The sequence below is a fragment of the Paenibacillus solani genome (assembly GCF_050475945.1).
Classification (GTDB): Bacteria; Bacillota; Bacilli; order Paenibacillales; family Paenibacillaceae; genus Paenibacillus_AQ; species Paenibacillus_AQ solani_A.
In genome coordinates this window covers 1-12,869 of record NZ_JBCMXJ010000018.1, presented here as the reverse complement: position 1 = coordinate 12,869, position 12,869 = coordinate 1, and the positions used below count along the sequence as shown (strand labels likewise).

Annotated in this window: 4 protein-coding genes; 1 reads left to right on the top strand and 3 read right to left on the bottom strand. The window is 49.1% G+C overall.

The genetic code is table 11. The features are described from left to right. Window positions 1-38: 38 nt before the first annotated feature. The 3 genes from ABEQ74_RS23600 to ABEQ74_RS23590 all read right to left on the bottom strand — a co-directional run bounded on the left by ABEQ74_RS23600 (window position 39) and on the right by ABEQ74_RS23590 (window position 10,478). Entirely contained in the window at window positions 39-1,436 is a 1,398-nt protein-coding gene (locus ABEQ74_RS23600) for a stalk domain-containing protein (protein WP_430124629.1), read from the bottom strand. Window positions 1,437-1,720: 284 nt separating this feature from the next. Next, window positions 1,721-2,530, bottom strand: coding sequence for a copper amine oxidase N-terminal domain-containing protein (locus tag ABEQ74_RS23595; RefSeq protein WP_430124628.1), 810 nt, complete (start codon window positions 2,528-2,530; stop codon window positions 1,721-1,723). A 334-nt stretch (window positions 2,531-2,864) separates the two neighbouring features. Then, window positions 2,865-10,478 carry a pullulanase gene (locus tag ABEQ74_RS23590; protein WP_430124627.1) on the bottom strand — a complete coding sequence of 2,538 codons (7,614 nt, stop codon included), beginning with the start codon at window positions 10,476-10,478 and terminating at the stop codon, window positions 2,865-2,867. A 385-nt stretch (window positions 10,479-10,863) separates the two neighbouring features. Here ABEQ74_RS23590 and ABEQ74_RS23585 point away from each other — a divergent pair, with 385 nt between their 5' ends. Next, window positions 10,864-12,783, top strand: coding sequence for a beta-N-acetylhexosaminidase (locus ABEQ74_RS23585; RefSeq protein WP_430124626.1), 1,920 nt, complete (start codon window positions 10,864-10,866; stop codon window positions 12,781-12,783). The last annotated feature ends 86 nt before the right edge of the window (window positions 12,784-12,869 follow it).

Below are 12,869 nucleotides of genomic sequence, written 5' to 3'. Positions count from 1 at the left end.
CTCCTATTAGAAAATCATCGTTTACATTTGAGAAAACATTACTTCGTAACAGCTCTCCAGCTGTCGCCTGCACTCACCTTAACTACACCATCTTGCACAATCGCGATTTGCGAACCGGCAACCGTAATGGAAGTTACGTCGGCGGGTACTGTGTATAGCTTGGTTTGTTTGCCCGTCATTGTGCTAATGGAGTAGATCACACTGCTGTTGCCATCCTGGGCTGCCAGCACATACAGAACCCCTCCAGCCAGCAGCGCTTGCTCTACATCGTAATCGGCAAACACCTTGGCGGCTTTTTGGGAAGAATCCACGGACAGCAGTACTGCTTTATCATCTGTTGACGGAATGCTAACATAGAAGGCCTTCTGCCCATCATTTGAGAGCACAAACACTTTATCATCTGAGGATGCAGTCAACTGCACAGCTATAGGTTTCGATTCTTCGCTGTTATATGAATAGATTTGCGTCTGGTTGGAAGAGAAATCAATGCTTACGTTATCTTCGTCGATATTTGTTGTGTCCGAGGTTACGGTGCCGAGCGTGGTTACGGTGTAAACGAACTTCTTCCCGTCATTGGAAACACTCAGATTCTCCTTGTAATCCACCTTGTCCTCCACGATTTTCGTGATGGAACCGTCGGCAAGACTCAGCTTGGCAATCACCGTCCCCTTATCCCCTTGCAGGAAAAAGATGGCGCTGCTGTCGGCTGACCACACAAGCTCCGGTTTAATGCTGGCATCGCTTGTGATCAAGCGGGATGCTCTGTTCTTCAGATCCAGTACGTACACCGCACCTTCTGCGTCCGTATAGGCTGCTTGATCGCCGCTTGGCGATACCACCAGATCGGACCCGCCGTTTGTCGTAAGCAGGAGCTCAAACTTACCGCTAGCCGTATCAACTAAATAATCCGTTCTGCCTTGCTCATCGCTCTTGGAGAGAATCAGCTTGCTTTCACCGGCAAAACGAGGATTCTCCGCGCCTTCCAGCAACGGTACTGTGCTGATCTCCAGGACTCCTGCCCGGCTGGCAAGCGTTCCGCCAAGTCCCGTTACCAAAGGCCGTAGGGCGATATAACTTGTTCCAGCCACGTTTGTGACGGGCTGCTTCAACGTGGACTTCACGCCATCCACCGTAATTTCTTTTGAATTGGACTTCAGGACGAGGGTATGTCCATTCAGCTTCACGGTTGTAGTACCGTCATGTATTTCTGCTTGCGCACCAGTTGCGCTAAGCACATCGCGGAGCGATACGAGCGTCTCCCCTTGCTTCACCAGAGAACGAATCACAACGGTGCTGCCATTGATGGTGAATGTGGAGTTTTGCACCTGTGCAGTGGCAGCAGGCTTTACAGCTGGCGCAGCCGATCCTGCGCTAACGACAGAAGTGCTCAGCACTGCGGCAACCATGGAAACTACGAACGTCTTTTTCATCGACATTGGCTTTTGTCACCCTTCTTTATATCATTCTATTGGTATACGTCTGCGTTCACCTGCTGCTGAGACTCTACTATTCTTTCTATTGATGAGAGCGTATCTTGCTCATCCCCCCAAACGTCCGATTGTCCATCTAGTAACCTTGCTTGATTGTAATTATAGGAGCGGATTGTAAACGGAAAATGCTGGGAATGTTAGATGAATGTCAATATTTTGATATAAAAATAAGAAGAGCCGCTGGATTCCTCCAGGGCTCTTCCTAATTGATATGCCGTTAGTAGAAAAACCTAAGGATTTAAAGTTTCCTGAACCAAGGAGAATGATACTCCATCTACTTTCCATCCCTTATCTGTATAAATCACAGTAGTTTTTCTATAAAGTGTTTGACCAGATCCATATTTCGAATCAGATCCAGATGCTTGAGTAATCACTGCGGTAGTGTTGTTCGTGTAGCTTGTTCCTGATTGGAAAATGGTCTCGAATTTAAAGTTGTTTTGGAGACCTTTGTTCTGAATTACTGAATTAATAAATCGGTCCGTAAAGTAGGGACTAAAATAAGTGCGGACTTGTTTAATCTGTGAGATATCGGTCGCTTCATTTAGCTTTTTGACCAAAGTATTCAATCTCTGGTCTGTGATCCGTTTGGATGATGGTAATTGAACAGATGGTTTACCAACAGTCACTAAAAGACTTTTTCCATCTAATATTATGGTGGCCTGACCAGCCTGCTGATTCCATTTTACGTCCGCACCTAATGTCTGGCTTACAAAGCGTACAGGAACATACGTGGCTCCATAGCTTAGTTCCGCGGGTACATCAAGCGTTACCTCTGCTTGATTAACACGCACTTTCTTGGAGTCAATGGTGAGAACCATTTGAGTATCTTCTCTTTGGATCGTGACCGTTTTCTGTTGCTGATCCCACTTTACATTTGCCCCTAAATTCTCGGATACTGCCCGTAAAGGGATAAAGACCCGATTGTTTACTAATTTTCCACTATCAATGCTAACAATATCGTTAGCTGCATAGCTATAAGAAGCAAGCGGTGCAACCAATAAAGATGATGCGAGTAAAACGGATGCTATTTTCCTAAACATATACAGCCTCCTGCTTTATTGAAGATTTTAACTTTTAGACGCACTATAGTAATTAAAGGTTACAGTCATAATGAATATATTCATGGTGATTAACTCCCCATTGAAACAGATCATCCGGCACGAGTCGGCTTCAGTTATCATATAGTGAACTACATCAAAGTTATGCAGGGATCGAAGCTAATGCTATATGCACAAAAAAGGAGCCTGGTCATGTGTTTATGACCAGGCTCCTTGCGTCTCTAAAGATATTACGATTCTTCCCCAACTCCAGATCAGCCTATTGGACCACTGTCCTCATTTCGCCATACTCGAATTGAGACAGGAGCTGGTGCAATTACGGCAACAGTGCCAACAGATTAAGCACGGCTTGTGCGCTTTCCGCACGAGTCGTCTTGCCCTGAGGCTCGAGCTTGCCATTGGCATGCCCTTTCATCAAACCAAGGGACAGGGCTTCTTTCACCTCTCGGACAGCCCATGAAGAAATTAACTGCTGATCCTCCAGGTCTGGTGCCTTCGTTGAAGAAGAAGCTTCCCCCGTGCTCTGGTATGCACGATAAAGCATCACAGCCAGTTCCTCGCGGGTGATGGCTGTATTCGGCGCAAAAGTGTCCTTTCCTCTGCCGTTTACCAGTCCATGCTGATAAGCTGCCGCAACGGCGGAAGCATACCATGCATTGCTGTCCACATCCGTAAAGGTCGTACTTTGCGTACCTTCAAGGCCCAGAGCCCGAACGAGCATCGCCGCAAACTGTGCCCGTGTCAGCTGCTGGCTCGGGCTGAACAACGTATCGCTCATGCCATTCACTACCTGTTTGGCGGCAAGCTCTTTGACCGCCAACTCTGCCCAATGACCCGTCAAATCGGCAAACGATTTGTCGTATTCCAGCACGACAAACTTACTGAAATAGCTCACTTCTGCTGTCAACAGACCGTTTACCAGCCTGCTGCCCGCATAATTCAGTTGGCCTTGATTCGAGATATGATAGATGCCGGCCAGCTTACCGTTTATATTGCTGTCGACTGCAAGACCGAGCAATACAGACGCCGTAAAATGCTCCAGCTTATATACCTTGCCGTCTTTCGTCTGAACGGACAGGATATAATTATACATTTTGCTGCCTTGCTTTAATTTAGCCTTCTCGATAGCGGCTGCTTGGGTTACAAGCGAAGCAGCCGTCTGCGAAGCAACTTCTTCCAGTTTGAACGAGATCACCGCATCCTTAGCCTGATCATCTGGTACGAGCTGGCGCAGTGCTTTAAGCAGTGCGGATGGAAGCTGTATGCTCATACCATCCCGCTTCAGCTCCAGCGGCTTCGCTCCCAGGATGTCCGCTGCCGTCAGTGGCAAGATAACTTCGATATCCACGGCATCAAGCTGAATCGTCACTTTCTCTTGTCCGCTGCGCAATGACTCTTCGTTGACAAAACGCTGACCCGGATTCGGTTTTACTGCCGGATCGGCAGACGAATTCCCTCCTGCTGCCCCGCTGCCATTTCCACTACCCGGTTCGCTTACAACACCGCCTCCAACATCAGGATTGGTGCCGTTGTCTCCTCCGGTCCCTGGAACGGCTGCCAGAATGACAGTCCCGCCATCTGACATCGACGGAAGGACTACGGTTACGGTCTGACCAGCATTTACATTATAAATGCTGCCGCTGTAAAGATCCTTCACCTTGCTGCCCGCCTTATAAGGCACCGGGAGCTTCACTTCTTTTGATTCATTCTTCACATGAATCGCGGTCACGATATGCTCTCCCTTATACTCCTTATCAAATGCGATATAACCATCGGCATTTGAAGCTGCAAGGGAGGTGCGTGTTCCCTTTGAATACACTTTTGAATATGCCGCTCGAATGTTCAAGAGTTTCTGGTAATGCGTAAGCAGCTGCTTCTCTGCTTCCATCTGATCCCACGGCATATCGCCACGATTCTCACTGAATTCACCCTTGCTCATATCCCCGGCATTCTTGCCCGAGCGTCCGAGTTCTTCGCCATAATAGATGACCGGCTGGCCTTTGGATGTAATCTGCAGCGCTGCAGCCGCCATCAGTTTCGCTTTGTCGCCGTCCACGAAGTGAGACAGGAAGCCAACCTCATCATGACTGCTCAGGAATTGTCCCATCATTCGGGTGTTATCCAGCTTTGCTTCACGGTCAGCCAGATAGGCCTCAACCGATTCCACACTGCCGTTTACGAACTCTTGGGCTTTCCCCTTGAAACCGAAGTCCAGCAAGCTGTCCATCTGTCCGCTTTGCAGCGTTCCGCCGTCGCTATCAACGGTAGCTCCGAAGTATTCACCAATCATCTTGAAGCTCGGATCAAGCTGGGTCAGCGCGTTCTTGAACGCCTTCCACGTCGTTTCATCGACATGCTTCACCGTATCTACGCGGAAGTAGTCAATCGTGTCTCCGCGGTCGGTTTTGGCTCGCTCCAGCCAACCCGCCTGCCAATCAATGATCTGCTCGCGCACAGCCGGATCTTCGGTGATAAAATCAGGAAGTCCTGCAAGTTCGCCCTTAACAGGATCCGTATCGGCGGAAAGGCCATCCGTACGGAGCATATCTTTAAAGCGATCCTTATCCTGCTGTGTGATGCCAGGCGCATTGTCACCCGGTTTCAGGCCATAACCCGTGTGGTTGACGACAACGTCCACCATAATTTTGATGCCTCTGTCATGTGCCTTGTCGATAAGCTCTTTAAACGTGTCCAGGTCGCCTAAATGCTCGTCAATCTTCGTAAAATCCTTGGCCCAATAGCCATGGTATGCATATTGCTTCCCGCCGAATCCAACGCCCTGATTGAAGTCAATATTGTCGACAATCGGTGTAATCCACAGTGTGTTCACACCCAGATCCTCGATGTAATCAAGCTTATCGATCAACCCTCTGAAATCCCCGCCGTGATAGGCTTCCGGGTGATCCTTGTCAACATTCGTATTATTCGAAGCATCCCCATCCATGAAACGGTCAGTCAGCACAAAATAAATGCGCGCTTCGTCCCAATCGAAATCGAGTTTGCCGCCTGCGGTTCTTGGCTTCACAGTCACTGCAGCTTCTCCTGTATGCTTATTGCCGTATTGGTCAACGAGTGTGACAGGAATCCGCTTGCTGCCCGCTACAACCGTATCTTTAACAGCAATGCTCTGCTCTAGCAGCTCGGTATCGACCTTCACTTTAGACGGACCGCCCAGCTCTGTCAGGTCGATATAGGCTTCGTTATAGTCGACTGGCTCTGATGAGGAAGCCTTTAATTTTAGAACTGCATTCTCGTTGTAAGAGATCGAGCCCGGATTCACTTCAGCATCCACAGTTACATCAGGTTTGCGGTAAATGACTTCTGACTTCCCGTTCACTGTGTTTTTCGGATCGGTGATTTCCTTCGTGATCCCGTTATGATTGACGATAAAAGTGTATTCGTACGTTCCGGGAGCAACGCCCTTCAGCGTAAAACTGAACCATTCCTTGTCAGGAACGTAGACCATCGTCTCTAGCTTCCCGTTAATCTTCACTTTCACGTCAGAGATAGTATCCATCCGTCCATCCCTGAACAGCTGATCATCCCGATAAAAGAACGTAATATTACCGTCCACAAGCGTCGGCCCCGTAATGCTCGGCAGGATGTCCAGCTCATGCACCATGCTGGTCACATTCACCTTCGTGAAGGCTTCGCCAGGCTGAAGCGGAATCATGCGATCATCCGGGATATCCTGCTTGGCCGTATCCCAATTCGTTCCTTTGCGCAGAACAAAACCAACGCCTGTCGTTTCGGGTGCCACCTCAATCTTTACAGTAGCCACACCATTTTCTATTTTTTCAAAGTCAATCTTCTCGTTCTTTACCCCCGTATTCCAAACCCACAAATTCCAATCCTTATAATCCTGATCCGGCCGAATATAGTTAAGCTGCACATACCGTTTGTTGTCGACGGCGTCCGCTGTAACCGTGACGTTAATCTCTTTCTGGAGCCCTCCATAAGAAGCAGTAATGACTGCGGTTCCTTCAGAGATACCCTTTACCAGACCAGCTGCCGTTACTGCAGCCACCTGCGGGTTGCTGGAGGTGTAGGCTGCTTGCCGCGTTACGCTCCGTTTGCTGCCGTCCTCGTACTCCGCGTACACCGTGGTCTGATGCGTTTTTCCTGTCTGCACGGAATAGCTTTCCTGATCCACAGATATCGCTTGCAGTACAGCTGCCGCAGCATCCGTCTTAATGACAACAGCTGTCAGAGGCTCCAGCGTGATCGAGCCAGACGTTAACGTAAATCCAGACTTCGTCTTAACGCCGGTCACGCCCGCTTCATCGTTATCGACGACGACTATGCCGGAAGTCAGATCCTCGCTAAGCGTAAGTGTTCTCGACTGGTTATCCGCATTCACGAACACATAATAGTTGCCGGTTCCATCCGTCGCTTTATTCTTATACGCAATGACCAGATCCTTCGACTTCACTTCAGGAATCTGCAAGAGCGTCACATTGGAATTCACCATGGACTTATCGCCAAGGCGGAAAGCATCGGATGATTTTCTAAGCTCGATCAATCCGGTTGTATATTCCCGGGTCTTGTTATTCTCCGGGTACTTAACCTCATTCGTTGCTTTTTCCCAATCAAACATGTTGATGGCATCAGAGGAGTCATAGGAATCATGAATGAAATAACCGAAGCTGTTCCCGTTCTCGTCCTCTAACTCATGGTACTTCTGCTCAGGTACCCCTTGACCGAGCCATTGCTTGGTTCGTCCGTACTCCTGTCCTGCATGAAGGAACGAAGTCCCTTGCGAGGTCAGTGTAATCAGGTTCCCCAGGCGAATGCGCTTATGAATCTCCAGGTCATTCGCTGCAATCGAAGGATCCTTCTTGATGGACTGCGCTATGATATCGTACAGCGGCAGATTGTCGTGGGCTTCAATGTATTGAACCATGTCACCCGGATCATCTTCCTTCGTATTGCTTGGCTGGGCCTTGATATTATTAAAAATCGTCTGGATATCACGTGCGCCGCCCGTAATGAAACGCGGCTCACCTTCGTTGCCAAATCCGGATTTCAGCTCGTTTCGGAACTCATCCGAGAATACGCCCACGTCGTCCGTCTTATCCATCCAGTTCTGGTCTGCTCCCTTGCCAGCAAGGGAAGGATCTGATAGATGGCCGCCGAATGTGACCCATCCTTCGCCGATAAACAGCGCCTTCGGGTTGATGGCTGCCGCTGCATCATAAGCGTTCTGCACGGCCTCATACGTGGCATCGCCCATCATGTCCCAGCGCATGCCGTCGATTTTGTATTCGTCGAACCAATATTTTACGGAATCCACCATCAGCTTCTCGGCCATCTTGTGATTCGTTGCCAGATTGTTGCCGAAGCCTCCGATGAAATTGCCGTTGGCGTCCTGGAAGGCATAATAATTAGGCACGATATCATTCAAAAATTCTGCCTTAGCCATATGTGTGTACACCACGTCCAGAACGACGCCCATGCCCGCCTCATGAATGGCATCAATCATTGCCTTCAATTCTTTGATTCGAAGCTCAGGATCCGTAGGATCCTCGGAGTAAGCACCGTCCGGCGAGAAATAGCTGTGCGGATCATACCCCCAGTTGTACTCATTGTCTTTTGCCGAATATTCCAGCTCCCGATTCTTCATGGCCGCTTCGTCCCCGTAATACCAAGCCATTACAGGCAGCAGCTGGACATGGGTGACGCCCAGGGATTTAATGTATTCCAGCTTTTCTTTGAAAGCATCATACGATCCCCAAGTTGCATTATGCAGGTCGCTCTCGATCGTTGGATCCGAGGTGAAATCCCGAACGTGAATCTCCCAGATGATCGCGTCTTCCCGCTGCTCATAGCCTGGAATGTCCGCAAAATCAAAGCCCGCAGGGTTCGTTTGACTCAAGTCAACGATAGCCGCTTTGCCGACAGTATCACCGTCAGGTCCTGCTTCACCCTTCGTGTTCACTCTGAACTGCGCCATCGATTTGGCATACGGATCAAGCACAGTCTTGGTCACGCCATCGTTGGTCACTTCATATTGATAAAAATATCCTCTAAAGTCCTGAATTCCGAGGTCTCCCGGCTTCAATTGAACCGACCAAACCCCTTTATCGCCTTTATGCAGGGGGACATTGCCGATTAAATTCTCTGCATTATCCTTGCTGTACAGGTTCACGGTAACCTCGGTCGCTGTCGGCGCCCATAGTTTAAGTTCCGCTCCCCCAGCTTGGTATGTCGCCCCAAGGTCATCACCATCGTAAGCGTACATCTCATCCAGCATTCTCCAGCCAGTTGAAGCCGACACGGTTTTACCTGCGTAGGTTACGCTCAGCGGAATCTGATCCAGCTGGAATGAGGCTGACACTTCGATCGTAGTGTTTCCGGTGATCTTCACGTTTTGAATCGCTACCGGATTGCCGTCCTTGTCCTTGATCTGGAGCTCATTTTTCAGCGTATCCGCTTCCAATCCATCGGTCATCGTAAATCCAAGCTGGATTTTACCCGGAGCCAGTACTTCTGCCGACACTAACCCTGTAGGTACTTCACCGTATGGAGATGTATAAACGGTGTTGTCTCCTTCTTTCACAAACAGATGCTGATATCGATCCACCAAGGTGAAGCCCTTGTCACCGCCGTCTTTACCGGCATCTCCCTTGGATGGATCCAATACAAGGAAGTTGATCTTCTGAGCGTTCGGCTTCATTGCGATATCGACATAAGCGCCGTACCGATCAGTTTGACCTGCCGGGAACATCGTCGCGTCTAACGGCCAATTCTTCGAAGGCACCGCGACATCGTCCCCCCATAACCACAAACCATAGGAAATATAGTTTTGATCCTGTCTCTGATAATGGATGCGCACAGTATCTGCCGGAAGGTCAACTGGTTCGAAGCTGTATACCGTATCGAACCCTTCCTTGAGCCATACTTCCTTCATGTCCGGTGAAGGTAGTGCAAACTTCTTGTCACCGCCGTCTTTGTTACCGCTAATGCGGTCCACGACGACAATGCCGACTTTTTGGGCCGCATCCTTTAACGGGATATCAACGAAAGCCCCGTAGCTGTCCTGCTGTCCGCTTGGAAAAGGCGTGGCTCCTGTTGGCCAGTTTGCAGACGGAGCAGCGACGTCATCAAAGATCCAAAGCCCCATGCTGCTGTAATTCGAATCAGTCCGGTTATAGTGAACCCGCAGGTGGTTAGCGGGGACCGGAGTTCCCGGATCTGTTGGTACGTTGTAATGAGCTGCAACCCCATGATTCTCGGCATTGTAACTGAAAGTAACCTTTACGTCTTGCGGCAGGTTAAGCGCTTCCCGATTTGCCGGGTATACTTGGCTTGCCGCATCGCTGCCCAGAGCGATTTGATATTCATGATCACCGCCATACACATCAGCTGTAACCGTATACATGTTGTCATAATTGGAATCCTGCATGATCAACCGCGCATCAGCAGGGGACCAGTTCACAGCTTCGCCGATACCGGATTGAAAGCTGCCGATTACTCTAGGAAGCTTATCCGCTTCGAGCGGTGTATAGTATGTAGAATCCGCGATTCGATGAGTCCCGTGGTTGTAATAGAAAGTAACCTCAGAATCCTGGTCCAGCTTAATCACGATATTGTCGCCCTGATTAGAACCCTGAGGGTTCGTATAATTGGCGAATCCGTAATTTTCTGTCCAATCACCGTCTATTGCGATTTTGTATTCATACGTTCCTGCTGGTAGTAGCCCCGTAAGTGAGTATTCACCATTCCCCATATCTTTCATGGTAGTGGCAGCGGCTGCCGGATCCCACTCCGAGCCATGCCCTAGCGCAGGCTGTAAGTCCCCTACCAGAGTGACCTGGCTGGGTGAGCTTTTGGCATGGACCGCCGACGGCGGAATGCCGAGCATCGACATAACTAGAGAAAAAATCAGGATGATGGACCACGTTCTTTTACTTGCTGCAGTCATTCTCATTAACAAATAGCCTCCTTCTGTTCTTAGACTTGCGTGCTGTTCATGCTATTTCGATACCACCCTTTGCGCAAACGCTTGCACAAATAGGATTAAGTCACCATCCAATAATCTGTGACAATACCTGACAATAGCAGAGAAGTTGTTACACTTATTAGATGGGTTAGATATTTGAAAGCGATTACAGTGTAAACGTTTGCACTTTTTTATTGTAGTATCGCCGCATCTTGTCGTCAACCACATTTTGCCGTATTCTTCAAAAAGATTTTCTAACTCGAATGAGGAATTCATCCAAACTTATTATTGATTTCCCCAGACGATTCCCATAACATTAAACATTATAATGATATAATGTTTTTATAATTCATGGGTGCAGGGGGACTTCTTAATGAAACTTCGTTTCGAGGGCGACGTTACGCATGTAATGCCTGGTATACAACTGCTGCTGGATGAACTGAATGTAACAATTGGCGAAGACGGATTCCCTGTTAAAGTAGAATCGTCAGTGGATGGCGAACTTCAGATTGGCCGGGATCAATCTCAAGCCTATATACGATACGGAAGGAAGCATCAATTTTTTCGGGGACTTGGCTTGCTTATTCAACATAGCCGCAAGAGCGACTCATTCCACCTTCAAGAGAACCAGCAATTTGACCAAATCGGGCCCATGTTCGATCTGTCCCGTAATGCCGTGCTCACCGTGGACAGCTTCAAGCTCATGCTGAATAAGATGGCTCTGATGGGAATGAACAGCGTCATGTTATATATGGAAGATACCTATCAGATCGAAGGCGAGCCGTACTTTGGCTATATGCGGGGCCGTTATACACAAGCAGAACTGAAAGAAATTGACGATTATGCCGACCAATTCGGCATTGAGGCTTTTCCAAGCATTCAGACCCTGGCACACTTAGAAGAGTTCCTGAAATGGGAGCCTATCCGTCATTATCGCGATACGAAGGGTGCCCTTCTCGTGGGCAGCGAGCAGACCGATTCTCTGATTGAACGGATGATCGAGACAGCAAGCGCCCCATTCCGCAGCAACAAGATCCATATCGGAATGGACGAGGCGGAAGAGCTTGGACGGGGAAAATATTTGGATAATAACGGCTATGTTAGTCGTTTCGATATTATGATTGACCATCTGGACAGAGTTCTCGCTGTTGTCCGTGAGCGCGGCCTGAAACCGATGATGTGGAGCGATATGTTCCTGAAGCTCGCCTCCGGCGGAGGCGGTGACGCGGCGTATTACGATAAAGAAACTGCCATTCCAGAGGAGATGGCCCGCCGTATTCCGAAAGATGTGGACATGGTGTATTGGGATTACAGCCACCAAGAGCCCGAGGACTATGAGAAGCTTATTGCCAATCACCGTCCGCTCGGCTGTAATCTGGTGTTTGCCGGTGCCGTCTGGATCTTCAACACCTTCGGTGTTAACTATGGCCTGTCCCTAAACGCTTCGGATGTTGCGCTGCAAGTCTGCAAGCAGGAAGGAATTCGCGAGGTATATGCTACGATGTGGGGTGATGACGGTAATGAAGGGAATCCGTTCGCTGCTCTGCTTGGGCTGCAGCTCTATGCCGAGCATGCCTATTCGGAACAGAAACCTTCCCAGGCTCAACTGGCGGAACGCGTGAAGTTCTGCACAGGCATCGACATGGATACATTCCTGCAGCTGAAGGATTTGGACGAGATTCCCGGCCAGGAACCCAACAATGCCAAGCAGAGCAATCCTTCAAAGTTCCTGCTCTATCAAGACGTACTCCTCGGGCTATTCGACAAGCAGATTGAGGGATTGGACCTGTCCAACCATTATGCCGAATTGGAGCAAAGTATACGTGAGAAGCGCGATTCCAGCGCAGAGCTAGACTATCTGTTTGAAATGCCAGAGAAGCTGTGTACAGTCCTCAAACGCAAGAGCGAGATTGGAATTGCGCTGAAGCAGGCCTATGACCGCCAAGATACCGATACCCTGAAACAGATGGCCAAAAATGTGCTGCCGGCGATCTCTTCAGCGGTTCAGGAACTGCGAATCGCTCACCGTACGCAGTGGCATCGCATGTTCAAGCCGTTCGGGTGGGAAGTCATCGACATTCGTTATGGCGGTGTCATCACCCGCCTGGATACCGCTTCATTCCGTATCCTGGAGTTCACGGAGGGACGCATCAACCGAATCGAAGAGCTTGAGCAAGAGCGGTTGGTATTCAGCACAACAAACCGCGACAACCATAAAGGCGTCGGCTGGTGCAGTCATTATTACCGCATGGCTTCTCCTAACGCATTCTATCATGTACTGAATCCGTTTTAAGGATAAGGGTCGTCGGATATTTTCAAGTTCATGTCATTCACCAACCATAACGAAAAAGCCCCGGTATTGGTATTATCCCCTCAAAG

What these genes read in the sequence shown, in the direction of transcription:
- ABEQ74_RS23600 (WP_430124629.1), bottom strand. Translation starts at nt 1,436, where the DNA reads ATGTCGATGAAAAAGACGTTCGTAGTTTCCATGGTTGCCGCAGTGCTG.
- ABEQ74_RS23595 (WP_430124628.1), bottom strand. Translation starts at nt 2,530, where the DNA reads ATGTTTAGGAAAATAGCATCCGTTTTACTCGCATCATCTTTATTGGTT.
- ABEQ74_RS23590 (WP_430124627.1), bottom strand. Translation starts at nt 10,478, where the DNA reads ATGAGAATGACTGCAGCAAGTAAAAGAACGTGGTCCATCATCCTGATT.
- ABEQ74_RS23585 (WP_430124626.1), top strand. Translation starts at nt 10,864, where the DNA reads ATGAAACTTCGTTTCGAGGGCGACGTTACGCATGTAATGCCTGGTATA.